Source organism: Ruegeria arenilitoris, from assembly GCF_013032855.1.
GTDB classification, from domain to species: domain Bacteria; phylum Pseudomonadota; class Alphaproteobacteria; order Rhodobacterales; family Rhodobacteraceae; genus Ruegeria; species Ruegeria arenilitoris.
This window is the reverse complement of record NZ_WQDA01000001.1, coordinates 704,906-729,977: the sequence shown is the minus strand read 5'-3', so window position 1 is coordinate 729,977 and position 25,072 is coordinate 704,906. Positions and strand designations below refer to the sequence as shown.

Below are 25,072 nucleotides of genomic sequence, written 5' to 3'. Positions count from 1 at the left end.
TCCGCGTGTCGGGGGTTCAAGTCCCTCTTCCGCTACCACTTCCCTGAAATCCTCGAGTTTGGCCTTGGGCCGCGCCTGCTGAGCCAGTCGCGGTTATCATCGACGGCGCCAATGCCCTCATGCCACCCGTCTGCATCAAGCGATTTGGCCAAACGGCCTGTTCCCCTCCAATGATCAACCCCGCAGGTTTGACTTTGGATCGCCGGCCCTATCATATTCAAATCTAGGATAATGACAGCCAAACAGGCACAAACGGGAGGAACAGTGATGAAACGTCTATACCTTGGAGTGGTCTGTGCCCTCAGTCTCGCTTGGCCGGCGGCGGCCCAGGATGAAAAACCAGCTCAAACACTGTTCACCAACGTGCATGTCTTTGATGGCGTGAATGAACAGCGCATCGAGAATGCCAGCGTTCTGATCGAAGGCAACCTGATTAAGGCAGTATCAACCGATGCGATTGATGCCCCCAATGCGGAGGTGATCGATGGCGGCGGTAGGACACTGACACCTGGCTTCATCGAGCTTCACGCACACCTCATGCTCATGGGACCGTCTATCGCTTCCATGGAAACGAACTCAACCTGGGAGGATTTTGGCATCCATGGAACCAGGATGGCCGAGATGTACCTGATGCAAGGATTTACGACTGTAAGAGATGCGGGCGGCGCCAACGGCGGTCTGCGGAGGGCCATCGACGCCGGACAGATCGTCGGTCCACGTCACTATGCGTCAGGCGCGTTCCTCGGGACACGCGGCGGCCACGCTGACTTCGCATCCTTCACTTCGCCGCCGGGCGGGCAGACCAACTTCGGTAATCTGAACATGGCGCAACAGGTCAGCGGTGTCGATGATGTCTACTTGTATGGTCGTAATAACATGCGCATGGGGGCGACACAGCTGAAATTCATGCAGTCGGGTGGGGTGATCTCGGCGTTTGACCCATGGCAGTTGCTCGCCGGCTCCAAGGAAGAAATCGAAGCTGCCGTTCAGGTTGCCAACGAATACGGCACCTATGTCATGGCGCATTCTTACCGCAAGGAAGCAATCATGAACGCCCTTGAGGCCGGTGTAATGTCCATTGAACACGGCTTCTCCTTCGATTGCGAGATTGCCGAGATTATGAACGAGAAAGGGGCTTACATAACGACTAACCTCACGGCTTTTGATCCGGGTTTGTTGGATATCCCATCGGTCAAGAACGAGCCCAAGAGCCTCGCGAAAGCGATATCGGCGTCCGCGACTTTCGCGAACTACATTCCGAATATGAAGGAATGCCCGGTAAAACGCGGATTTCAGACCGATTGCGTGGGATCAGTGGAAGCATGCAACATCCAGATTGCTTATGAAAAACATCTCAATAACGAGTTCTTCGGACCGTACCAGTCGATGGTGACGCTTACGTCAATCGGCGGTGAGGTCGTAGCATTGTCAGGCGATTTTTCGAACCCTTACACGGCTGGCAAGCTCGGTGTGATCGAGGAAGGCGCCTATGCGGATATCCTGCTGATCGACGGCAACCCGCTCGAAGATTTCTCGGTCGTGGGTACAGGCGATCAGTGGTTCGGTGCGGACCCGCGGCCTGACAGCCCCGAGACCATCCGCCTGATCATGAAGGATGGCGTGATCTACAAAAATACGCTCAACTAGGGCCATGATGAGGATTCGCGGTCGGGACCGCCATGACAAGCCCGCCTTTCTGAACTCCGTCCGAACTCTGCTGATTGCGGCGACGCTCAGCTTGGGTACGGGCGCGCCCACTTGGGCCGGCCTCTCGGTTGGTTGGGACGATCTGCCTGACCCGACCGTCCAGACCTTTGAGGACCCCTATCGCGACCTCAGCCCCGAACAATTCGACGACGTCCTGTTCGTCGTTCGGCTTCGTGGCCGGCTGCAGCAGGATGTCGGAACGGACGAGGACCGCCAGAAGTGGCAGGAACTTCTGCACGAGACCGAGGATGCGCTAGCCGCGGGCGGTGTCGACGTGGACTGGCTGTTGGGTCAACGCCAGGTCGTGACCGAACGCAGGGAAAAAGCAGCCACGCTTGGCAACCCCTTGTATGACGGGCAAGAGGTCACGCTGTCCGGTTTCGCCATTCCGGCTCCTGCGGACGCGGACGGGCGATCTGTTGTCTATCTGGTGCCCGAACGGGGCATGTGCAGTCATATGCCGCCGCCGCCGCCGAACCAGATGATCCGTGTGATGCTGGATGCCGACTGGGTTCCCAGCTATGTCCACGAACCCGTCCGCCTGACGGGACGTCTGACGATTTCGCCGACCGATCACCAGATGGTCGTGGTCGACGGGCTGATGCCGATGCGCGCCACGTTCCAATTGGAGGCAGACAAGGTCGAGACGCTCCAGAACCGCACCGACGGGCTGGAGTGGAGCGAGGACGCGACAGATCTTCTTCGGGCCGCGGGGCGGCGCAAAACCGGTGGTCAGGCGGCCTCGGAATGATCCGGCGGATTGCGCTGGTGCTGGCGGCCCTTGTCTGGGCTTCGGGTGCGGTCGCTCAGGGATTGTCAGGTCCCTCGTCGGTGAATGCCGAGCTTGAACCCGGAGACGGCTTGACCGATCCGCAATTCCGGTCGGATTTTCCACGCAATATCGCGCCTGGATGGTTTGCCTGGAAGGATCGTCTGGCCGAAGACGGGTTCCGTTTCAACATTGACTATCTGGCCCTTGGGCAAACGACGGATGCCGACCTGGGCGCCGGTGAAGCCGCCAGCGGAATTGCCCGTTTCTATGGCAGCTGGCAGGCAACCGAACAGGGTTCGTTGACCTTCAAGGTCGAACACCGGCACAGCTATACCGATGTCGCGCCGCAGTCTCTGGGTCTGGACGGAGGCGCGCTTTCGATCACGGGAACCGCCTTCAACGACACCGGTTTGCTGCTGACGAACCTGTTCTGGTCGCAGCGGGCTGCGGACGGGTCGTGGACGCTGCAATTCGGTCAGATCGACGTGACCGACTTCGTCGACATCTATGGCCTTGTCAGTCCCTATAGCGGTTTCCAGAACCTGTCGTTCAACACCAACCCTACGATAAACGCCCCGAACCCCGGGCTGGGTCTTGCCGGGGGCGTACGGCTGGGCAACAATTTCTATGCTGTGGCCAGTGTCGCCGACGCAAATGCCGATCCGTCCGATCCGAACTTCGACGTTTTCAGCGACGGCAACCTCTTCAAATCGCTCGAGCTGGGCTACACGTCGGGCTTTGATCGGATCTATTTCGACAACATCCATCTGACACTTTGGCACGCGGATGCAGCCGATGACGGTAGCCGGGCCGAAGACTATGGCGCGGCCTTCTCCGCCGCGTGGTTCGTGGGCAACCAGTGGATGCCGTTCCTGCGCGCCGGCGCGGCAAAGGGAACGGCGGCGCTGTATGATCGGTCCCTGTCAGCCGGCATCGGGTACTACGGCCGGAACACCGATCTGGCTGGGCTGGGGCTGAACTGGGCCGAAGCCCGTGGCATCGACGGCGATCAGTTCACCCTCGAAGCTTTCTACCGTTTTTCGATTTCGCCCGGCTTGCAGATCACGCCGTCGGTGCAGTTCATCTCGAACCCACTGCTGAACCCCGGCCAGGACAACGTGGCCCTGTTCGGCCTGCGGACAAGGCTCGTGTTCTGACGCTGGCCGGGTCTGCCCACTTGAGGCAATGCAACCCATGGAAGGACACTCGATGAAGCTACTGATGACTGCGGCCGCAACTGTCCTGGCAATCGCCACCCCTCTTCACGCCAGCGAAGAAAGCAAGACCTGGGACGCATCTGACGAAGCCAGACAGTTCGTGCAGGACACGATCATACTGGGCATGCTGGCCAGCCCCTACGGAACCGGCTGGACCGAAGACGAGCAACTGCACACCTACTTCCAACGCGCCCGGGACAACGGCATCACCGGCCATGAAATGACATTGGCCGCCGCTGACATGTCGTTCGACACGTTGCTTGAACAGCACTATCATTTCCGCGCCGCCATGGCGCAGCAGCCCGAGAATTATCTGATCGTGAATGAAACACGCGATATCGAGGCCGCGCATGCTCAGGGCAAGACGGCTGTGATCTGGAACAGCCAAACCGCAACGGTTCTGGATGGCGACCTCAAGAAGATGGCCCTGCTCAAGGACATGGGCATCAAAAGCATGATCCTGGCCTACAACGACATTTTCCGAACCGGTTCAGGGCAGTTGGCAGCTTACAACGGACGGGACATCGGTCTGACCCCATGGGGCAAATCCGTGATCGATGAGATGGTGCGCTTTGGTATCCTGCTGGACCTTAGCCAGACCGGGTCGAAAACAACCAACGACGCGATGGACTACATGGATGAGAACTATCCCGGCGTGCCCTATGTCTACACCCACTCGGTTCCGGCGGGCTCTACGCGAATGAGGCAAACGCCACGCCAAATGGCTGTTATCGAGCCATTCCAGACGACGAGGCACTGCGAGCAGCCAAGTCCGGAGGATACATATCGCCCACATTCACAGAATGGATGATGGACGGGGTATGGCCCGAAGACATCTCACCCAAGCAAGCCGCCGATATGATCGACTATTATGTCCAACTTGTCGGCGTCGACCATGTCGGGATCGCGACGGACGACATGTTTTCAACCGAACTTGTCGTTCAGTTCGCGACCGCGAATGCCAGCATGTATGACGACGGTGGCTACATGATTGACGCGTTCAACAAAGGCGCAACCGGGAATGGTGAATTGGCCAAGATCCTTGCCGCGATAACCGACGATCTGTGGGCGCGGGGCTATTCAAACGAGGACCTCGCCAAAATCTACGGCGGCAACAAAATGCGCGTCTATGCCCAGGTCTGGGAGGGCAAGCCGCCCGAACGGTTTTTGCAGGAAAACCCAGAACGCCTGCGGATGAGGCAGGAGTTCCAGAACCTGTTCCACTCGCGCTAGTCCCCGTCCGGTCGTTGAATCGCTGACAAGGTGCTGACACCGATCTGGGCCATGGCGATGTCCATCTCTTCGGACAGCACCTCCCACAACCGGTGTAAACCGGCCTCGCCGCCCGCCGCGGTGGCGAATTGCAGGATCCGCCCGAAGAACAGGAAATCGGCACCGGCCATCAGCGCCTTGAGCGCATCTTCGCCGGATCGCAGGCCGCTGTCGTAGAACAGCGGATAGTCGTCGCCGACCGCCGCCCGGATCTGCGGCAGGACCGAGATCGGCGCGGGCGCGCTCTCCAACTGGCGGGCGCCGTGGCTCGAGACCTGGATGGCGTCGACTCCGGCAGCCTTCAGTGCAACCGCGTCTTCGACGTGCAGCACGCCCTTGACCACCAGCTTGCCCGGCCACCGGTCGCGCAACCTTGCCAGCGTGTCCCAATCGGCCTTTGCACGGCTTTCGGTGCGGTCGAACTCGAACCCCTCCATCAGGAAATTCGCCATCTGCGGTTTGCCCTTCAGCAAGGTCGAGATCGACCAGCGCGGATGCAGCGCGAAGTCCAGAAACTGCCACGGCCCGATCCGGAACGGCATCCGGAAGCTGTGGCGCAGTTCGCGCGGGCGGCGGCCGACTTCGGGCACGTCAACCGTCAGGATCAGGGTCTTGTAGCCCGCGGCCCTTGCCCGATCGACCAGCTTGAACGTGCCGCTGCCATCGCCGCTGAAATACAGCTGAAACCAGGCATGGCCCCGGGCCTCTTCGATCAGCGCCTCCATCGGTGTCGAGGCCACCGTGGAAACGCCCAGCGGCACCCCGTATTGCGCCGCCAGCCGCGCCAGCATCAGGTCGGCGCCCGGAGCTGACAGGTTGCACATGCCCATTGGCGCGATGCCGAAGGGCCTGTCGGCTGGTTGCCCGAATACGCGGGTTGCCAGTGACCGGCTACTGACATCGCGCAGGATCCGGGGCTGCAGGGTCATGGCGTCCAGCGCCGCGCGGGTGCGCCGGGCCCCAGCCTCGGACCCGGCGGCCCCGTCGATATAGTCGAACACCATCCACGGCAGACGCCGCCGGGCCAACCGGCGGGCATCTTCGGCGCTGTGGATGGCGCTTGCGCCCATCAGGCCTGAACGGCCTTCATGAAGCGGTCGCGGATGACGACCGGGTCCATCGTGATCGGCGGCATCTTGGCGTTTCCGCTTTCACATTTGCTGACGATGATGGTCATCTGGCGGGCGTCCAGCGCCTCTTGCAGCACGCGGCCGGTCTCTTCGGCCTGGCATTCGATCACGCGTTCGCAGCCCGCCGCCTCGGCCATCTTGGCCAGCGAGGTCTTCTGCCCCGCATAGGTCGGCTGATCGCCGGTCGAGCCGTACGAGCCGTTGTCGATGATCAGCAGGATATAGTTGTCGGCCACGTTGTTGGCGATGGTCGGCAGCGTCCCCAGATTGGTCAGGATCGAGCCGTCGCCGTCGATGACGATCACCGGTTTCGGCTGGGCCAACGCCAGCCCCAAACCGATGCTCGAAGCCAGCCCCATCGTGCCCAGCATGTAGAAATTGGTGGGCTGATCGTCGATGGCATGCAGTTCCTGGCTGGGGATGCCGATATTGCACACGACCAGTTGGTCTCGCAGGATCGGGGCGATTTCCTTCAGGATTTCAGAACGGATCATTGGTCGCCATAGCCTCCCCAAAAATTGGCGTCGGTCAGGATCGCGACGGGCTTGTTGCACATGAAAGTGTATTTCAGGATAGCATCCAGCTCGGCCACGTCCTCCTGATGGTGGAAATGGTAGGTCGGGATGTGCAGCTGCGCCAGCAGGGCCTTGGTGTGAACGGCCATCTCGACCTGGCAGGCGATGGGCTCGCGCAGTTCGCCCCGGTACGAGATCAGCATCGGCAGCGGCATCCGGTAATACTGGATCAGCGTCGCCAGCGTGTTGATCGTGACCCCGATCGCGGTGTTCTGCATGATGATCGCGGGGCGCTTGCCGCCCATCCAGGCCCCGGCGCACAGGCCCATGCCTTCGTCCTCTTTGTTCGAGGGGATGTGGTAGATGGAGTCGTGGGCGTCGATCTCGGCGATGACGCCGGCCAATTGCTTGCACGGCACCGTGGTGACGAACGAGATGTCGTTGGCCACAAGATCTTCGGTGATCTTCTTGTCTATGCTCATGTCGAAACTTCTGTTCCTGGGTTGGGGCGCCGAGGGCGCGATGGACGGGTCAGGTTCTGCGGTGGACGTGGACGGCACATTTTGCATGCCGCACCACGCGCGACGCGGTCGAGCCAAGGAAATAATCAGTCAGTCCGGGACGGTGCGAGCCAATGACGATACAGTCGAACACGTGGTCGTTGGCATAGTCGATGATCGTGCGCGCGGTGTGGCCTTTGACCAGTTCGGGCTTTACGTCCGTAAGGCCTTCCAGCTTGTTCATCAGGACTTCGCGGGCGCGGGCAAAGCCATCGGCCACGGCATCTTTGTCCAGATAGACGCTGACCGAGCCCTGCGGCATCTCATAGACATGCAGCGCCACGATCTCGGCGGATCCGCCGCCCAAGGCACGGGCGATCTCGAGCGTTTGGGGCGAAATGCCGTGGTCAAGCGCCATGGGGACAAGAATTTTCTTATACATGGTTACCTCCAGTTCCGGGCAGTCAGGCCCACGGGGACAGCACGATTTTCGGAACCGCGACCTCACCCGAGCGTAACTGGGCAAAGGCCCGGGCGCCATCGGCCAGATCGCGTTCTTCGATCCAGTCCAGAGGGCCCAGAGCGCCGTCAAAGATGGCCTGCGCGGTCTGACGGAAATCCTGCGCGGTATAGGTGTAGGTTCCGATGAAGGTGATCTCTTGCAGGGTCATGCGTCGCACGTCCAGCCCGCCGGCGTCCTCGCCCAGGCCCACATGCGCGATCACTCCGCCGGGTTGGGCCCGTTCCGAGGCCACCGCACGGGTGGCGGCAAAGCCCACGGCGTCGACCACGATCGGAAATTCGCTTTGCGCTTCGGGTGCGACCTTGGCGCAATCCAGCCTTTGCAGGAACTTACGCCGTAGGTCGTTGGGTTCGACGATGGTCACATCCACGACATCCATCGCCCGCAGCGCCAGCGCCGCCGCAAGGCCAATCGCCCCACCCCCGATCACCAGCGCACGACGCTCCATCGCCGGATGCAGCGCCTCGAGCGCGAGGCGCGCGGCGTGCCAGCTGACGGCCAGCGGCTCGGCCAAGGCGGCTTTGGCGAAGGGCACGTGATCCGGCACCTCGACCAGATTATCCCAGGGCATCGAAACATATTGAGCAAAGGCGCCTTCACGCGGGGGCATCGAGATGATCTGACGGTCGGGGCACAGGTTTTCCCGCCCCGCTTGGCAGGCCGGGCACTGCCCGCAATTTACAAGCGGATTGATCGTGACCCGCGTTCCGTCTTTGGGGCCGCCGATCACTGTGCCCGCCGCCTCGTGCCCCAGGATCAAGGGCGCCGGGCGGCGCGCATCATGGCCCAAGTAAGCATGCATGTCGGACCCGCAAATCCCAGCGGCCTCGACCCGGATCAGGTGCTCGCCCGGTTGCGGCGCGGCGTCCGGTACGTCGCGATAGACCAGCTGTTCGACACCTTCATAAACCAGAGCTTTCATTTCGCCGTGAACCCCCCGTCAACCATCAGGATCTGCCCGGTGACATAGTCGGATGCCTGCGAGCACAGAAAAAGGATCGGCCCGTCGATGTCTTCCATACGGCCATTGCGACCGATGCATGTCTGCGCCGCGTTGCGGGCCGCGCGGGCGGGGTCATCGAACACCGCCTGTGTCAGCTCGGTCGGAAAGAAGCCCGGGCCGATGGCGTTGGCGGTGATCCCGTGGGACGACCAGGCCTCGGCCATGGCGCGGGTCAGCTGTGCGATCCCGCCCTTGCTGGCGCCATAGGCGATCCCGCCGGGAAAGGCCCGCGTCGTCTGCAGCGAAGCAAAATTTACGATCCGGCCCCAACCACGCGCCTTCATCACAGGTACCATGGCCTGGCTGAGGAAGAACGGCGCACCGAGGTTCAGGCCCAGTGTCGCATCCCAGCCTTCGGGCGTAACGTCATCGGCGACCTGTCGCGTGTTCACCCCGGCGGCATGAACCACGATATCCGGCGCGCCGAAAGGGGCCGAGATTTGTTCGACCAGCCTTGGCAGGCCGTCCCGGTCGGCCACGTCACCTGCGACCACCGCAGCGCTTGCACCGATCCTGGCCTGCAACTCGGCCAGTGCCTCGGCCCGGCGGGCAACGCCCACCACCGTCGCGCCTGCAGCCGCCAGCACCTGCGCAACGCGCCGGCCCAGCCCCGAACTGGCGCCCGTGACGCAGGCCACCCGGCCGGTCAGATCGAACAGGTCGAGGGGGTCATTCATCTGCGGTCAGGTCAAAATTTTCGTCCGGGAAATACTTGGCCAGACGCACATCGGCCGCGCGGGCGTGGCCCTCCATCCCTTCCAGACGCGAAATCCGCGCAGTCGCCTCGGCGATGGGTTTCGAACCCTCGCGCGTCGCCCGCTGCCAAGTGACGATCTTCATGTATTTGTGCACGCTCAGCCCGCCGGTATAGCTGGCCGCGCCCGATGTGGGCAGGACGTGGTTCGTACCGGTGGCCTTGTCGCCATAGGACACGGTCGTTTCTTCGCCCAAGAACAACGATCCATAACAGGTCAGTCGATCCAGCCACCAATCCAGATCCGCGGCCTGCACGGTCAGATGCTCGGGGGCGTAATCGTCGGAACACGCGGCCATCTCTTCGCGGTCCGCGCACAGGATCACCTCGGCATAGTCGCGCCAGGCGGCGGCGGCGTTGTCGCGGTTCAGCTCGGGCAGATCGGCGATCAGGGTCGGAACCAGCTCCATCACCCGCGTCGCCAGATCGCGGTCATCGGTCACCAGCCAGACGGGCGAGTTGTAGCCATGCTCGGCCTGACTGACCAGGTCGGTGGCCACGACGAAGGGGTCGGCCGTGGAATCCGCCAGAATCAGGCTGTCGGTCGGGCCCGCGATCATGTCGATGCCGACCTTGCCGTACAGAATGCGCTTGGCCTCGGCCACGAACTGGTTGCCCGGCCCCACAAGGATGTTGGCGCGCGGCAGCCCGAACAAGCCATAGGTCATGGCGGCCACGCCTTGCACGCCCCCCATGGCCAGGATGCTGTCAGCGCCACTGATATGGGCGGCGTAGACTATCGCCGGGGCCACGCCCTCGCCCGGGCGGGGCGGTGAACAGGCGGTGATGTGACGGCACCCCGCCACTTTGGCGGTGGTCACGGTCATGATGGCGCTGGCGATGTGGCTATACCGCCCGCCGGGCACATAGCAGCCCGCCGCATCGACCGGGATGGCCTTTTGCCCCGCGATGAAGCCCGGCACGATTTCCAGCTGCACATCCGACACGGTGGCCTTCTGCGCCTCGGCAAAGCGGCGCACGTTGTCCTGGGCAAAGCGGATGTCGGCCTTGAGCTTTTCCGGCACCCGGGCGCAGGCGGCGTCGATTTCCGCGGGGGTCATCAGCACGTTGCCCTCGAACTTGTCGAACTTGGCCGCGTATTCCAGCGCCTTGGCGTCTCCGCCGGCCTCGATGTCGGCCAGAATGGTCTTGACCGTGTCATGCACCTCGGACGCGTGGGATTGTGCGGTCAGGGTGGCCTTCTTGAGGTATTCACGCGACATGTTCAGAAGATCCTATTGGTAGATTTCAGGAAGCAAAGTGGTCGACAGCGCCGGAACGTAGGCGATCAGGATGACGACGATCAGCATGGTCAGCACGAAGGGCACGGCGCGGGCCGCGATCTTGAGGATGGATTCACCCGTGATCCCCGAAACCACGAACAGGTTCAGCCCCAGTGGCGGCGTGATGAAGCCAACGCCCAAGGCGGTGATCATCATGATGCAGAACTGGATCTCGTTCATGCCGATATTGTCCGCCAGCGGTTTCAGGATCGGGGCCAGGATGACGATATTCGGTGTCGTCTCCATGACGCAACCGGCCGCGATCAGAATGCCGATCATCAGCAGGATCAGCAGGAACGGATCCTCGGTCAGCGAGGTCACCGAGGCCACGAAGCCCTGCGGCACGCCCATGATCGCCAGCGCCTCGGCCAGCGGGGCCGAGAAGGCGATGATGGGCAGGATCACCCCGTTTACCTTGGCCGAGCTGACCAGCATCGACGGGAAGTCGGCCAGCGTCAGCGTGCGCAGGATGAACCCCATGATGATGGTGACGACAACGGCGGTCGCGCCGGCCTCGGTCGGGGTCAGGCGACCCGAAAAGATACCGTAGAAGATGATGCCCGGCACGATGAAGGCGTACCAGCCCGATTTCAGGGCCTTGCCCAGATTGGCCAGCCATTCGCCCATGGTCATCATCCCGCCGCCCTCATAGGCATAGAGGCGGTTCATGATGATGTTGGTCACGAGGATCGAGATCAGGATCGCGAGCCCCGGGATCAGAGCGGCCAGAAACAGGGTCGAGGCCGAGATACCCAGCACGAGCCCGATGATGATATAGGCAATCGAGGGCGGGATCAGAATGCCGGTACAGGCCCCCGCCGCCACCAGCGCACAGGCATAGGGTCGCGGATAGCCGCTTTCGACCAGTCGGTTGATCGTCATCCGACCCACCGCCGCCGCTCCTGCCGCGTCGGACCCCGAAATGGCCGCGAACATGCCGCAAACCAGAACCGTGGCCGAGCCGAACCCGCCCTTGGCAAAACAGGTCAGCGCCTCGGCCACGTCCAGAAACTTGCGCGACAGCCCGGTTCGCACCAGCACGTCACCGGTCAGGATGAACAGCGGCACCGCGGTCAGGGCAAAGGCGTCGATGCCGGTGAACAGGCTTTCGCCCACAAGGCTCAGCGGCAGGTCGCCCGACATGATCAGCATCACGATCGCGGCCGAGCCGATTGCGGCCCAGACCGGCACCGCCAGCGCGATCAGGCCGACGAACAGGATCACGGGCAGGTAGAAATCCCAGCCCAGTTCGACCGTTTGATTGAGAGAACTCCACAGCATCCGGTTTCTCCTCAGTCAAACAGCTTGTCGCCTTCGAAGACGGGCGTGCCGTCACGAAGACTTTTGATATCGTTGATCAACGATTGGATCAGACGCCAGATCATCAGGGCAAAGCCCGTGGGCACCGCCATCAGGAACCAAACCTTCGATACCCGCAGCCCGTCAGTGACCGACCCGAACTTGGCCGAGACATGCACCGCCTCGTAGGACCAGTAGAGCGCGATCACCGCCACCGCGAACATCACCAGATCACCGAAGATATACAGCACCGCCTTGGGCCGGGGGCCGAGGTAATGCATGATGACGTCGATCCGGATATGGGCGCGTTCCTTGACCGCCGCGGCCGCGCCGATCCAGGCCAGATAGATGAAGGAATAGCGGACGATCTCTTCGCCCCAGATCGAGGAATAGGCGAAGATCTCGCGCCGCAGCACCTCGATTGCCATCGTGATGACCAGCATCACGTAGAACACCAGCAGCAGCCAGCGTTCGGCGTTGCGGTCTATGGTTTTGAATAAGGACATCGCTTCCCTCGGCAAGGCTGGGGGGATGGGCCTGAAGGATCAGGCCGCGCAGGTCTGGAAAGGGCGGGCGCGCGTCCGGCGCCCGCCCGGTCCGCATCAGGCGTCGTGGACGTAATATTTGCCTTGGGTGCCAGCCGCCTCGACCAGCTTTTCGAAGGCATCCATCGACCCGGCCAGCTCGGTCTTGAAGGGGTCCCATTCCGAGCGCTGATAACCGCCGGCCTCCTGCCACTCGGCCAGTTGGTCGTCAGACAGCGAGTGGAACTGAACCCCGGCCTTGTTCAACTCGGCCATGGCATAGGCGCGGGCCGAGGGGACCTTGGCAAGGTTCTGGTGGCTGGTCATCTCCGAGCCCCACATGATGCCCTCTTGCACATCGGCCGGCATCGAGTTGAACCATTCCAGGTTGCAGGAATAGACCTGGCTGTCCGGCACCGCCTGGGTGAAGGTGACGTGAGACAGAATGTCCTTGAAGCCAAACACATAGAGCGCGCCGACCGACGGGTCGAGCGCATCCGCCACGCCCTGCTTGATGGCCGAGGGGGTCTCGCCCCAGGCAACAGGCGTCGGGTTGGCGCCGGCCATGCGGTAGTATTGCTGCAGCATCTTGGACCCGGGCACGCGGAATTTCACACCGCTCATGTCCGAGGGGGTAATGATGGCATTTCCGCCCTGGCGCACGGCCACGACGCGCGGGTCGATCACGACATAGAACAGCGCCTTGAAGCCTGCGGCCTCGACCTTGGGGTGCACTTCGTTCTTCCAGGTGTCGGAATGCACCAGGTTGGTGAACCGTTGGTTCGAGCCGCACAGATAAGGCATGTTGATCAGGTCCACGGTCGAAGCGAAGGGTGCGAAGTTCGACAGCGAATGCTGCGCGGCCTGGATGGTTCCACCCTGCACCTTCTGCACCAATGCGCCGCCCGCGCCCAGCTGCCCGCCCGGGGCCAGCTTGACATAGACCTTGCCGTTGGTTGCGTTCTGGATGTTTTCCTTCAGGTCCAGCTGCATGATCGGATAGCTGCGCGAGGCGCCCAGCACATAGGCCGTAGCGACCGTCATCACATGCTCGGCAGCTTGTTCGCGTTCCTTTTCCTCCTTCGCGGTCTGCGCCGCGGCCTCGGATGACCACAACACGCCGCTTGCGCCCGCCACCAGTGCGGCCGTGAACGCGCCACTGGCGCTGAGTTTCAGGAAATTGCGGCGTTCAGCTGACGCCAGTTCCATTTGATCTTTGTTCATTGATTGCCCTCCCATTGGAAAAATTCAGCCGCCGTTCTCCTCGCGTTCGGCCTCTTTTTTCAGAATTGCGACAACGAACAGGATCGACGCCGCGAACAGAACCAGCATCTCGCCCACGTCCCCAAGAAACGCGCGGCCTGCAAACGCACCCAGCGCCACGTTCGCGAAATAGACGACGAAGACGATGGCGGATGCGGCAAGAAACATGTTCGGGACTCCGGCTAGAATCGGCACTGATGCCATTTGTAAGCGCTTACATGGAAAATGCAAGCGCTTACATTTCAACTTTCATTGCCAATCCGATCCGGTTAGAATTGCGAAGAGCAAAGATTAGGTTTGGAAATGTCGAAGCTGAAGCCCGCCCCGACACTGGATGACGTTGCCAGAAAGGCGGGCGTTTCCACGGCTACGGTCTCGCGTTGCCTCAACACGCCGGATCGAGTTGTCGAAGCGACCCGCAAACGCGTGCAGTCGGCGATCAAGGCCTTGGGCTATACACCGAATTTCGCGGCTCGGGTCATGGCGGCCAAGCGCACGTTTACCATCGGCGCGATCATCCCGACGATGGAGAACGCCATCTTTGCCCGCGGCTTGCAGGCCTTTCAGGAAGAGCTGCACCAACATGGCTATACGCTGCTGGTATCCAGTTCGGCCTACAAACCGGCAACCGAAGAAGAGCAGATCCGTACTCTGGTCGCCCGCGGCGCCGATGGCCTGCTGCTGATCGGACACGACCGGGCGTCGCGCATCTACGAATTTCTTGAACACCGTGAAATTCCGGCGCTGGTCGCGTGGTCATTTTCCCCGGACGGGCGCCTGCCCTCCATCGGCTTCGACAACCGTGCGGCCATGTACGAGCTGGCGAAAAGGGTCATCGACCTCGGGCACAGACGGCTTGCGGTGATATCGGGCATCACCCACGGCAACGACCGCGCGCGCCTTCGATTGGACGGGGTGCGCGACGCTGTTCGGCAGCAAGGGCTTGACCCGCAGGTGCTTCAGGTCATCGAGACCCCGTACGAGATCGAAAACGGCGCTGAAGCCTTCGCGCGTCTCATGCCGCAGGACACGCCGCCGACGGCCGTCATGTGCGGTAACGATGTCCTGGCCGCCGGCGCTTTGCTCAGGGCTCAGGACATGGGGCTGAAAGTGCCGCAGGATGTCTCGATCACCGGGTTCGATGACATCGAACTGGCTCGGATCCTGCGCCCGGCTTTGACGACCGTGCATGTGCCGCATCGGGAAATGGGCGGAAAAGCCGCCAAGGCATTGATCGAAATGGTTGAAAAAAGGGCCCCGGCGGCCGGTGAACACTTGTTCACGCACATCGTTGAACGACAGTCCCTGGGTCCGGCCAACTCGGCGTGATCCGTGTGCCCAGGTCAGGCGGCCTGATCTTCCATCGTCCGGAAATCACCCTTCAGCCACAAATGCCGCTTGCACATCGGTTCGGTAAAATACTGCCGGATCAAGCTGCTGAGGGCCTTGTGGATCAGTTTAGAAGTGGTGTCCGGATAGACCTCGGTCGTGAACAGAGAAACGATCCTGACAAAGTTCCGACCCGGAAAAGGCGTTGCCCGAACCGAGTCATGATAGCGATGCGCCCGGTGGAAACACCCGGCCGTGGTGATCGCCCATCCGCTGCCTTCGGCGACCAGCCCCATGATCGACTGGTTGCATTCCAGCTCGAACCGGTTGGGCAGGTTGTACTTGTTGCGCGTCAGCTGGATCTCGATCTGCTTGCCGATCGTGTAGTCTCGCGAATACCGCAGCAGCGGCAGGTCGGAATGGGGCGAGAACAGATCCTGCACCTCGCCTTTGAACTTTTCGGGCACGATCACGATGAACGGATCTCGCATCAAAGGATACTCGATCAGCCCCTGTGTGCCGCCCGGCGGTCGGGTCGCCACGCCCGCGTCCAGCTTGTGCTCCTGCAATTTCTCGATGATCTCGTGGCTGGGCCGTGTGAAATGCCGGAAATTGCAGCGCGGCAGCGCATGGGCCAGGAACCGGATCAGTTCAGGCGCGATCTGGTTGTCGAAATCATCCACCAGGGCCAGCCGCAGATCGGTGGCGTGGCGCCAGTTGCCGGACCGGATCTCGGCCTCGCCCCGCTTCAACACGGTCAGGCCATCCCGTACATAACGCGAAAATACCTCGCCAGCCGGTGTCAGGCTCATCGGACGACGACCGTGATCCACCAATGCGATGCCAAGGGCGTCTTCCAGGCTGCGAAGATGGTTGGAAACAGTGCTGATCGACAAACCCGTTTCCGAGGCCACCTGCTGGATCGAACCGGACTTGGCGATCAGGCGGAACACTTCCAACCAGCGCAGGCTCAGTGTTTTGGACACGGGGCAAAACCCTCCCGCAATTTCGATTTCATCGAAACTAGCGAAACAGAGTTTTTGCTTTCGGGCAATGGTGAATGTTGGTCACACCCATTAGCTGCGCATGCGGGTGAACTCGGGATCGTAGGGGCAGGCAGGGATCACCCGCGCCGGAACCCTGTCGCCGCACAGGTCCAGCATCATCTCGCTGCCCTCAGCTGACAGTTGCGGCTCGACAAAGGCATGCGCCAGGTTCAGCCCGGTGCGATGCCCCCAGTCGCCCGAAGTCACCGTTCCCACCAACCGATCCTCGGCCATCAGCGACGCACCCGGATGCGCAGGCGCGTGCGCGGCCTGCACTTGCAGGGCAACCAGCTTGCGCGACGGCCCTTTGGCCTGCCGTTCGATCAGCGCCGCGCGCCCGATGAACTCCGCTTTGTCCAGCTGGACAAAGCGGTCCAGCCCGGTTTCGAACGGGTCATATTCGGTGATCAGATCGGCCTTCCAATGCAGGAAAGTCTTCTCCATCCGCATCGACTCGACCGCCCGCGCGCCGAACAGTTGCAGGCCAAAGGCCTGTCCAGCCTGTCGCAGCGCAAGGTAGGCCGCATAGAGCGAGGCATTGGGCACATGGATCTCATAGGCCAACTCGCCCGAGAAACTGACGCCCATCACGGTGGCGGGCGCAATCCCGACAAAGCACTCGCGTACGCTGAGCCACGGGAAGGCGTCCCGCGACCAATCCCCGCGCGAACAGGCCGACAGCACGTCACGCGCCCGTGGTCCGGCCAGAACCAGGATGGTCTGGTCGTTGGTCAGGCTGCGCAGGTGCACGTCCTCGTCGGGGGCGATGTGCCGGGACAGCCAATCCATGTCATGCAGTTCGGCCGCTGCGGCCGAGCCGTACCAAACCCGATCCGGCCCCCGGTCACTGGCGGGCAGATTGGCAATGGTCGCCTCGGCCTTGACCATGCCCTTGTGATTCAGAAGATAGGCCAACCCCACCCGACCCGGGCGACGGGGCAGCGCGCCGCAGACCATCCTGTCGAGGAACGCATGCCGGTCGGTACCGGTGATCTCGATCCGGTTGAACCCGTTCACCTCGGCCAGCCCGGCATTCTGCTGCACATTGGCAACCTCGGCGGCGATCACGTCGAATGTTTCGTCAAAATCGAAACTGAGTGTCGGCGTGAAATCGGGCGCGGGCTTGATGTACTCGACCCGTTCCCAACCGTTCACCACGGTAAATTCCGCGCCCTCGGCGGCCAGAACCGGGGTTAGAGGTGTTGTCTTGGCGGGCCGCCCGGCGGGGCGGTGTTCGTGCGGAAAGTGAAAGCGGAACTCGTTCTGGTAGTCCTCGATCGCCTTCAGCGCGGTCAGTTCGACATTGGCATGCCCGGCGAACCGGCGCGGGTCGAGGCACCAGGTGTCATAACAGGCCTCGCCATGCACGATCTGCTGGGCCAGAAGCCAGCCGTGGCCGCCCCCCTCGCCCAGCCCGGCCCGCAGCCCGATGATGCAGAATGCGTTGCGTTTGCCGGGGATCGGCCCGACCAGAGGCGCGCCGTCGATCGTATAGGTGATCGGGCCGTTGACGACCGTGTGGATCCCGGCCTCCATCAGGGCGGGCATTCGGGCAAACGCGCCTTCCAGAACATCGGTCACCCGGTCCAGATCGTCCGGGCACAGCGCGTTGACGAAATTCGGGTCGATCCCGTCCATGCCCCAGGTCTTGCAGTCCTGTTCGTAGAAGCCCAACAGCAGCCCGTTCTTTTCCTGCCGGCAATAATAGTCGCTGATCGGGCAGCGCAGCAGCGGCATGCGGTGGCCGGCATCGCGGATCGCGGGGATTTCCTCGGTCAGGAAATACTGGTGCTCCATTGAGGCCACGGGATGGTGCACGCCCATCATCGCGCCCACCTCGTTCACACGGTAACCGCAAGCGTTCACCACGATGTCACAGTCGATGTCGCCGTGCTCGGTTTGAACGGTCCAGGTGTCGTCCTTGTGCTGGGTCAGGGCCGTGACCGGCGTGTTGCGATAGACTTCGGCCCCGGCCTTGCGCGCCCGCCGCGCCAGCGCCTGGCACAGCTGGGCGGGGTCGATGTCACCGTCCAGCGGATCCCACAACCCGCCCAACAGATTGTCGGTGGAGATCAGCGGGTGGCGACGGGCGCATTCCTGGGCGTCGATCACCTCGAAATGCACGTCCATCCCCCGCGCCATCGACGCGAAATGGCGATAGCCCTGCATCTGCGCTTCGGTATTGGCCAACCGGATGCCACCGTCGCCATGATGGTAGTTGATCGGATAGTCCGGGTCCTCGGCCAGTTCCTTGTACAGGCGGATCGAATGCGACTTGAGCCCCACCATCGTCTGGTTCATTCCGAAATTCGTCACCTGCGCGGCAGAATGCCATGTGGTGCCGGATGTCAGCTCGTTGCGCTCCACCAGAACCACGTCGCTCCAGCCTTCCTGCGTCAGGTGATACAGGGTTGAACAGCCGGCGATTCCGCCGCCGATCACCACGACCTTGGTGCGCGATTTCATGGGTGTGCTCCTTCTGACGTTCCCCGAACCCTGCCGAACGGCGCAGCGGGCGGGCAATGGCGCAGTCACCGGTCCCGTAAAATCGAAACGGGGATTGAGATTTCTCAAAACGGCATTTCCGCTTTGGCCGCACCCCGCGTTGCCGCGTACCCTGCGGGGCAGGATCGGATCAGGAGCCTTCGGAGATGCCAGAAAAGGGCAAACGCGGCGGGCGGCGCGCCAGGCTGGCGCAACGGGCGGCCAAACCTGCCTTTGACCCCTGCCCGCCCGGCCAGATCGGCGGCCAGTACAAACCCCTGACCCAGCCCGAGATCGCGGCGATCCACGACACCGCCCTGCGCCTGCTGGAAACGCTGGGCATGGGCGAAGTGCCCGACCGTCTGGCACAAGACCTGATCGCCGCCGGCGCGCGGCCCGGTCCGCCGGGACGGCTGGTCTTTCCCCGCACGATGGTCGAAGGCGCGGTCCGGCAGGCCGCCAAACGGTTTACCCTGCACGGGCGCGACCCGGCCCGGTCGATCGAGGTGGGCGGCGACCGCGTGCATTTAGGCACCGGCGGAGCGGCGGTCCAGACGCTGGACCTGGACAGCGGGCTCTATCGCCCGTCGACCCTGGCTGACCTGCATGACTTCACCCGCCTTCAGGACACGCTGGCCAATGTCAGCTGGTTCACCCGATGCTGCGTCGCCACCGACGTGCCGGACAATTTCGATCTGGACGTGAATACAGCGTATGCGCTGATCCGGAATACCACCAAACCGGTGGCAACCTCGTTCACGCTGGCTGAACATGTCGCGCCCATCGTGCGGATGCTGGATATCGCCGCCGGAGGCCAGGGCGCCTTTGCGGAACGCCCGTTTCTGAAGGCGCATATCAGCCCGGTGATCTCGCCCTTGCGATACGGCGAAGATGCGGTCGACGTGGTCTATGAATGCATCGCGCACAACATCCCGATGTCCTGCATCACCGCAGCGCAGGCCGGGGCGACCGCGCCCGCAACCATGGCCGGGTTTCTGGCCCAGTCGCTGGCCGAAACCCTGGCCAGCCTGGTCATGGTCAACGCGATCCGGCCGGGCTTTCCCATGGTGTTTTCCAACTGGCCCTTCATCATCGATCTGCGCACCGGCGCGTTTTCGGGCGGCAGTGGCGAAACCGCCGTGCTGAACGCGGCCTCGGCCCAGATTACCAACTGGTTGGGGCTGCCCTCGGGCGTGGCCTGTTCGATGACCGATGCCAAGGCCATCGACGCGCAATACGGCGCCGAAAAGGGCATCACCTCGCTGGCCGCCGCGCTGGCCGGGGGCAACCTGATCTACGAAAGCTCGGGCATGACGGCCTCGCTGCTGGGGGTCAGTTTCGAGGGGTTCGTTCTGGATGACGAGATGCATTCGCACACCTATCGCGCCCTGCGCGGGATCGAGGTGACCGAAGAAAACCTGGGCTTTGACGCGATCTGCCAGTCGGTTCTGGGCGAGGGCCATTTCTTGGGCAGCGCCCACACCCATGCAGCGATGGAGCGCGACTATTTCTACCCCGCCCTTGCCGACCGGGCCGAGCCGCGCAGTTGGCAGGACAGCGGCGCGCGCGATGCGTGGTCCACCGCCCGCGACCGGGCGCGTGAAATCCTGCGCACGCATCAGCCGCAATACCTCAGCCCCGAACAAGAGGCCGAAATACGCGCCAATTTCCGGATTCTGTACTGATCCGACGTTGCAGTGTCGCGGACCGGGTGTTTTTGACGCGGGCTTGGCGCTAGGCTCGGGCAAACGACGACACAGGGGGCCCCATGGCAAATGCGTTCTTTCAACCCGTCTCGGCGATGGAGCTGGCGCGCTTCGCCGGTGTCCCCACCTTCATGCGTCTGCCGGCCCTGACGGCGAACGATGACCGCATGGATCTGGTCGAGCTTGGGCTGGTCGGCATCCCCTGGGACGGGGGCACCACAAACCGGCCCGGCGCGCGGCATGGGCCGCGGCAGTTGCGCGACCAGTCCACCATGATCCGCGCCATGAACCCGGTGACCGGTGTTGCCCCGTTCGAGTTGGTCAACTGTGCCGACCTGGGCGACGTGCCGCCCAACCCGGTGGATATCGAAGATACGCTGGACCGCGTCACCCGCTTCTACACCGACCTGACGCTGCGCGGCATCGTGCCCCTGACGGCGGGCGGCGATCACCTGACCACCCTGCCCGTCCTGCGGGCGCTGGCCAGCGACGGCCCTCTGGGGCTGATCCAGTTCGACAGCCATACCGACCTGTTCGACAGCTATTTCGGCGGGTACAAATACACCCATGGCACCCCGTTCCGCCGCGCGGTCGAAGAAGGGCTGGTCGATCCCGAACGCTTCGTGCAGGTGGGCATTCGCGGCACCGCCTACAACACCGAGGATATCGAATGGGGCGAGGCGCAGGGCATCCGCATCATCCGCATCGAAGAGCTGTTCGACCGCGGCATCGACGATGTCATGACCGAGGTCCGCTCCATCGTCGGCGACGCGCCCTGCTATTGCACCTATGACATCGATTTCGTGGACCCCACCCATGCCCCCGGCACCGGAACGCCAGAGATCGGCGGCCCCAACAGCTTTCAGGCCCAGCAGGTCATTCGCAAGCTGGAAGGTCTGAACCTTGTGGGCGCGGATCTGGTCGAGGTCTCGCCGCCCTTTGACCCGGCGGGCGGCACCGCGTGGCTGGGCATTTCGCTGATGTTCGAGCTGCTGTGCGTGCTGGCCCAGGCGATCGACGCGCAGCGCTAGGCCCGCGCGACGTTCTCGGCGATCATCGAGATCATCTCGAACATCACCGCCGCCGCCGTCAGCGCGGTGATGTTGTTCGGGCTGTCCTTGGTCGGCATCATGCAGACCACATCGCCGCCGACGATGTTGAGCCCCCGTGCGGCATGCAGGATGCCCACGGCCTCGTCGATGTCAAAACCCTTCTCGCCGGGTTCCAGGTTCGACACGCCCGGGGCAATGGTTGGATCAAGGCAGTCGAGATCGAAGGTGATGTAGACCGGCCGGTCGCCCAGAACCTCGCGCGTTTGGGCCACCACATCGGCCAAGCCACGCTGGCGGAACTCGCGCATGGTGACGATGTTGTAGCCATAGTCATAAGAAGGCTGCAGCCAGTCCAGGCTGCGCGGATGGCCCCGCAACCCGATCTGCATCGACCGGGCCGGGTCCACCTGCCCCTGATCGGCCAGGTAAGCCCCCCAATGCGCGGCCGACTTTTTGGCCCCCAGGAAATGATCGACCTTGGTGAACACATCCGTGTGCGCGTCCAGATGCAGAAAGCTGACCGGTTGCCCGCCCGCCAGTTCGCCTCGGCCCAACGCCTGCACGATCCCGCCCGTGATCGAGTGATCGCCACCGATCGACACGGGCCGCGCACCGGCCGCGTCTATGTCACGGTAGAAGGCGGTGATGCGCTCGATGCAGTCTTCGTTGTCGTTGGCGCGCGGAAACGGTACGTCGCCCACATCGGCGATGCGCGCGCTCGACCACGGGTCGATCTGGAACAGCGAATGCACCCGGCGCTGCACGGCCGAGACATGACGCAGCGCACGCGGGCCCAGATGCTGGTCGCGCTCGGTGGTGCCGTTGCCGGCGGAATGCGGCACGCCCACAAGGGCGATATCCTGGTCCTGCGGCCCCACATGGGGGCACCGGAACAGCGTGGGCACGCCCCACCAGTAAAGGTTGTCCATCATGGATTGTTCGTAGCGGTCCGCCATCATATCTCCCCGCCCTGAAATGAAACCGCCCCCACGGGTATTCCGGGGGGGCGGCTGTCGAGTCAGATCTTTTCGTCTTCGCGTCGAAAGGCGCCCTGAACGATGCGGTCCATGACCATGGCCAGGAACAGGATCGCAAAGCCGCCCAGCAGGCCCGGGCCCTTGGCCGCGTATTGCAGCGCCTCAAGGATTTCCTTGCCCAAGCCTCCGCCACCGATCAGCGAGATGATCACGACCATCGACAGGCACATCAGGATGGTCTGGTTCACGCCGGTCATGATCGACGGCAGCGCCAGCGGGATTTCCACGTCCTTCAGCAACTGCCATTTCGAGGCGCCAAAGGCCACGGCGGCCTCTTTGATGCTTTCCGGCACCCCGCGCATGCCCAGCGCCGTCAGGCGGATCACCGGCGGCATACCGAAGATGATTGTAGCCAGGATGCCCGGCGGGTTGCCGGTGCCAAAGAAGGCGATGATCGGGATCAGGTAGACGAAGGCCGGCAGGGTTTGCATCAGGTCCAGCACCGGCTCGGCCGCGCGATAGGCGCGTTTGGATTTGCCGAACCAGATGCCCAGCGGAATGCCGAAGGTGACGCACAGCAGCACGGCCGCGCCCACCAGTGCCACCGTCTCCATCGCCACGTCCCAATAGCCCAGCAGCGCGATATAGGCCAGCGACGCGGCGGTGAAGATCGCCACGCGCGGACCCGCTGCGCGCCACGCGGTCACGCAGATCACCAGCATGACCACGGGCCAGGGCGACCCGATCAGGGCCACGGTCAGCCCGTCCAGAACCGAGCGTACACCGGCAACGATCCCGTCGAAAATGTCTCCGCCCGCGGCGGCGGCGGCGTCGATCCGGGCCTCCATCCAGCTGGCCACGACCGAGAACAGTGTTCCCTGATCAGGCCCGAGTATCATCTCGGACACTTGTTTTTCGGGGAAGGCATCCAGCAGCGGAAGCGAGGCATTCACTGTGAACTTGTAAACGATCAGCGGTCCGATCGCAGCGATCAGAACTGCCCCCAGAACCGTGTTCCGAGTCGAGCGGCCGCTTTCGGTGTTGTCGGGGTTGATCCGCCAGTTCGAGTACTGCTTTTCGTACACCCGGTCAGCGTAGAACCCCTGAACCAGCTTGAATACCAGCAGCATCAGTAGACCGGTGACCATGATCCCAAGGGCTTCGGACTGTGCCAGCTGCGCTTTCTCAAGGCTGCTGTCTGCCGCTTTCTGGATATTCGCGGCCAGTTTGTTGAACCGGTCTATGTCTGCCTTCTCGGTTGCATCCGCCGCGCGGGCCAGCAGCTCGTTTGCGCGTTCCTGCTGACGGGCCGCGCGTTCGGCCAGATCGGCCCCCGGGTTGCCCCAGGCTCCCCGCCCGATCTGCACCCAAGCGATGATCTCAAGGATCAGGAAGGTCCAGAACATCCCCCAGATCGCCCGCGAGGCGGACCAGAACGGCCCCAGCACCGCCGCCCACAGGTTGAACGTGTTCGGGATCGGACTGGTTGCATCGTGGATCTTGTGAAAGGCGTTGACGTAGTAGTCACCGTTGGGGCCTGCGAATTCGTGGATCGACCGATCCAGCGCCTCGCGGTCCACCTCGATGTCGGAGGCGGCCGTGACTTTCAATTCCGTGGTTGCATCAGTCATTTTTGCCCCCCTGAATTCCGCGCAACAGGCGTGGTTTGGTCACGACGCCGACATCCTGACCGCCATCGGTAATCACCACCGGAAGCTCGGTGTTCACGGCCAGATCGATCAGCTGGTCGAGGTCTGCGCCCTCATCGGCGCGCGGCGCACCATCCAGCGGGCCGGAATAACTCTCCAACGGCTCCATGATCGAATGTGCCTTGACCAGTTTGAGTTTGGATATGCCCTGCACGAACTCGCGCACATAGTCGTCGGCCGGGTTCATCACGATGTCCTCGGGCGTGCCGATCTGGACGATCACACCGTCCTTCATGATGGCGATGCGGTGGCCGATGCGAATGGCCTCGTCCAGGTCATGGGTGATGAACAGCGTGGTCTTCTTCAGCTGCGCAACCAGAGCCTTGAACTGGTCCTGCAACTGCAGCCGGATCAGCGGATCCAGCGCCGAGAAGGGTTCGTCCATCAACAGGATTTCCGGGTCCGAAGCCAGCGCGCGCGCAATGCCCACGCGCTGCTGCATCCCGCCCGACAGTTCCTTGGGCAACCGGTCCTCGTACCCGGTCAGGTCCACCAGACCCAGCGCATGATCGGAGACCGCCCAGCGCTTGGATTTCGAGACTTTGCGGATCTCAAGCGGATAGGCCACGTTGTCGCGCACGGAACGGTGCGGCATCAGCGCCATGTGCTGGAATACCATTCCGATCTGCTGCGCGCGGATGCGGCGCAGCTCGGACTCGGAGATCTTGGACACGTCCTGCCCCATGATCTCGATCTTTCCGGCCGTGGGCTCGATCAGGCGATTGACATGGCGCACAAGGGTCGACTTGCCTGAACCCGACAGGCCCATGATGCAAAAAATCTCGCCACGCGGCACTTCGAACGTGGCGCCTTGAACACCCACCACGCAATTGAATCTTTCAAGAACTTCAGGTTTTCCAATACCTTCATTCCGGACCGCAGCCATGGCTTCTTCGGCCCGTGCGCCGAAAATTTTCCAGACATTTTCAAGTTTTACGACAGGTTCGTCCATTTGCCCCTCATCTACGGGGTTGCATCCCGGCAAACAGGCAAAGGGCCGCCGCGAT

General features: G+C 62.6%; 24 protein-coding genes. 8 read left to right on the top strand and 16 right to left on the bottom strand.

Annotated elements, in window-relative coordinates:
• Positions 1-231: 231 nt before the first annotated feature.
• Genes GOW72_RS03470 through GOW72_RS19010 form a run of 5 tightly spaced genes read left to right on the top strand, consistent with a single transcriptional unit; the run spans position 232 to position 4,929 of the window.
• On the top strand, positions 232-1,647 hold the full coding sequence (locus GOW72_RS03470; RefSeq protein ID WP_244952313.1) for an amidohydrolase family protein: 1,416 nt from the start codon (positions 232-234) through the stop codon (positions 1,645-1,647).
• A 4-nt stretch (positions 1,648-1,651) separates the two neighbouring features.
• Positions 1,652-2,458 (top strand): DUF3299 domain-containing protein, encoded by an 807-nt coding sequence (locus tag GOW72_RS03465; RefSeq protein ID WP_244952312.1) that lies wholly within the window; start codon positions 1,652-1,654, stop codon positions 2,456-2,458.
• Complete coding sequence (locus GOW72_RS03460; protein WP_170365152.1) at positions 2,455-3,636, top strand: carbohydrate porin; 1,182 nt, start codon at positions 2,455-2,457, stop codon at positions 3,634-3,636. The genes GOW72_RS03465 and GOW72_RS03460 overlap by 4 nt, the downstream gene beginning before the upstream one ends.
• Before the next feature lie 52 nt (positions 3,637-3,688).
• On the top strand, positions 3,689-4,507 hold the full coding sequence (locus GOW72_RS19015; RefSeq protein WP_217358084.1) for a membrane dipeptidase: 819 nt from the start codon (positions 3,689-3,691) through the stop codon (positions 4,505-4,507).
• Complete coding sequence (locus tag GOW72_RS19010) at positions 4,435-4,929, top strand: membrane dipeptidase (protein WP_342355352.1); 495 nt, start codon at positions 4,435-4,437, stop codon at positions 4,927-4,929. The genes GOW72_RS19015 and GOW72_RS19010 overlap by 73 nt, the downstream gene beginning before the upstream one ends.
• On the opposite strand, the gene GOW72_RS03450 is transcribed toward GOW72_RS19010, so the two are convergent.
• The 11 genes from GOW72_RS03450 to GOW72_RS03400 all read right to left on the bottom strand — a co-directional run bounded on the left by GOW72_RS03450 (position 4,926) and on the right by GOW72_RS03400 (position 13,930).
• Positions 4,926-6,038 (bottom strand): alpha-hydroxy acid oxidase, encoded by a 1,113-nt coding sequence (locus tag GOW72_RS03450; RefSeq protein ID WP_170365150.1) that lies wholly within the window; start codon positions 6,036-6,038, stop codon positions 4,926-4,928. The genes GOW72_RS19010 and GOW72_RS03450 overlap by 4 nt on opposite strands.
• Positions 6,038-6,592, bottom strand: coding sequence for a sulfopyruvate decarboxylase subunit beta (comE, locus tag GOW72_RS03445; RefSeq protein WP_005981189.1), 555 nt, complete (start codon positions 6,590-6,592; stop codon positions 6,038-6,040). Before comE ends, GOW72_RS03450 begins: the two co-directional genes overlap by 1 nt.
• Positions 6,589-7,095, bottom strand: coding sequence for a sulfopyruvate decarboxylase subunit alpha (comD, locus tag GOW72_RS03440; RefSeq protein WP_170365075.1), 507 nt, complete (start codon positions 7,093-7,095; stop codon positions 6,589-6,591). The genes comE and comD overlap by 4 nt, the downstream gene beginning before the upstream one ends.
• A gap of 49 nt (positions 7,096-7,144) precedes the next feature.
• Positions 7,145-7,555 (bottom strand): universal stress protein, encoded by a 411-nt coding sequence (locus GOW72_RS03435; protein WP_170365147.1) that lies wholly within the window; start codon positions 7,553-7,555, stop codon positions 7,145-7,147.
• 22 nt (positions 7,556-7,577) lie between these two features.
• Positions 7,578-8,558, bottom strand: a complete 981-nt coding sequence (locus tag GOW72_RS03430; RefSeq protein WP_170365145.1) for a zinc-dependent alcohol dehydrogenase — start codon at positions 8,556-8,558, stop codon at positions 7,578-7,580.
• Entirely contained in the window at positions 8,555-9,316 is a 762-nt protein-coding gene (locus GOW72_RS03425) for an SDR family NAD(P)-dependent oxidoreductase (RefSeq protein WP_170365143.1), read from the bottom strand. The genes GOW72_RS03430 and GOW72_RS03425 overlap by 4 nt, the downstream gene beginning before the upstream one ends.
• Positions 9,309-10,616, bottom strand: coding sequence for a histidinol dehydrogenase (hisD, locus tag GOW72_RS03420; RefSeq protein WP_170365141.1), 1,308 nt, complete (start codon positions 10,614-10,616; stop codon positions 9,309-9,311). The genes GOW72_RS03425 and hisD overlap by 8 nt, the downstream gene beginning before the upstream one ends.
• Before the next feature lie 12 nt (positions 10,617-10,628).
• Complete coding sequence (locus tag GOW72_RS03415) at positions 10,629-11,957, bottom strand: TRAP transporter large permease (protein ID WP_170340241.1); 1,329 nt, start codon at positions 11,955-11,957, stop codon at positions 10,629-10,631.
• An 11-nt stretch (positions 11,958-11,968) separates the two neighbouring features.
• Positions 11,969-12,481, bottom strand: coding sequence for a TRAP transporter small permease (locus tag GOW72_RS03410; RefSeq protein ID WP_170365138.1), 513 nt, complete (start codon positions 12,479-12,481; stop codon positions 11,969-11,971).
• A gap of 96 nt (positions 12,482-12,577) precedes the next feature.
• Entirely contained in the window at positions 12,578-13,723 is a 1,146-nt protein-coding gene (locus tag GOW72_RS03405) for a TRAP transporter substrate-binding protein (protein ID WP_170365136.1), read from the bottom strand.
• 24 nt (positions 13,724-13,747) lie between these two features.
• Positions 13,748-13,930 carry a hypothetical protein gene (locus GOW72_RS03400; protein ID WP_170365134.1) on the bottom strand — a complete coding sequence of 61 codons (183 nt, stop codon included), beginning with the start codon at positions 13,928-13,930 and terminating at the stop codon, positions 13,748-13,750.
• 135 nt (positions 13,931-14,065) lie between these two features.
• On the opposite strand from GOW72_RS03400, the gene GOW72_RS03395 reads away from it, so the two are divergent.
• Positions 14,066-15,091: a LacI family DNA-binding transcriptional regulator gene (locus tag GOW72_RS03395; RefSeq protein WP_170365132.1), complete on the top strand. Its 1,026-nt coding sequence runs from the start codon at positions 14,066-14,068 to the stop codon at positions 15,089-15,091.
• 14 nt (positions 15,092-15,105) lie between these two features.
• On the opposite strand, the gene GOW72_RS03390 is transcribed toward GOW72_RS03395, so the two are convergent.
• Positions 15,106-16,077: a LysR family transcriptional regulator gene (locus GOW72_RS03390; protein ID WP_170339623.1), complete on the bottom strand. Its 972-nt coding sequence runs from the start codon at positions 16,075-16,077 to the stop codon at positions 15,106-15,108.
• 90 nt (positions 16,078-16,167) lie between these two features.
• Complete coding sequence (locus GOW72_RS03385; protein ID WP_170365130.1) at positions 16,168-18,603, bottom strand: GcvT family protein; 2,436 nt, start codon at positions 18,601-18,603, stop codon at positions 16,168-16,170.
• 185 nt (positions 18,604-18,788) lie between these two features.
• On the opposite strand from GOW72_RS03385, the gene GOW72_RS03380 reads away from it, so the two are divergent.
• Positions 18,789-20,306 (top strand): trimethylamine methyltransferase family protein, encoded by a 1,518-nt coding sequence (locus GOW72_RS03380; protein WP_170365128.1) that lies wholly within the window; start codon positions 18,789-18,791, stop codon positions 20,304-20,306.
• 83 nt (positions 20,307-20,389) lie between these two features.
• Positions 20,390-21,358 (top strand): agmatinase, encoded by a 969-nt coding sequence (locus tag GOW72_RS03375; protein ID WP_170365126.1) that lies wholly within the window; start codon positions 20,390-20,392, stop codon positions 21,356-21,358.
• On the opposite strand, the gene GOW72_RS03370 is transcribed toward GOW72_RS03375, so the two are convergent.
• The 3 genes from GOW72_RS03370 to GOW72_RS03360 all read right to left on the bottom strand — a co-directional run bounded on the left by GOW72_RS03370 (position 21,355) and on the right by GOW72_RS03360 (position 25,017).
• A complete protein-coding gene (locus GOW72_RS03370) occupies positions 21,355-22,335 on the bottom strand; it encodes an arginase family protein (protein ID WP_170365125.1) in 981 nt (326 codons plus the stop codon). The genes GOW72_RS03375 and GOW72_RS03370 overlap by 4 nt on opposite strands.
• A gap of 62 nt (positions 22,336-22,397) precedes the next feature.
• Complete coding sequence (locus GOW72_RS03365; protein ID WP_093964482.1) at positions 22,398-23,987, bottom strand: ABC transporter permease; 1,590 nt, start codon at positions 23,985-23,987, stop codon at positions 22,398-22,400.
• Complete coding sequence (locus GOW72_RS03360; RefSeq protein WP_170365123.1) at positions 23,980-25,017, bottom strand: quaternary amine ABC transporter ATP-binding protein; 1,038 nt, start codon at positions 25,015-25,017, stop codon at positions 23,980-23,982. Before GOW72_RS03360 ends, GOW72_RS03365 begins: the two co-directional genes overlap by 8 nt.
• Positions 25,018-25,072: the final 55 nt, after the last annotated feature.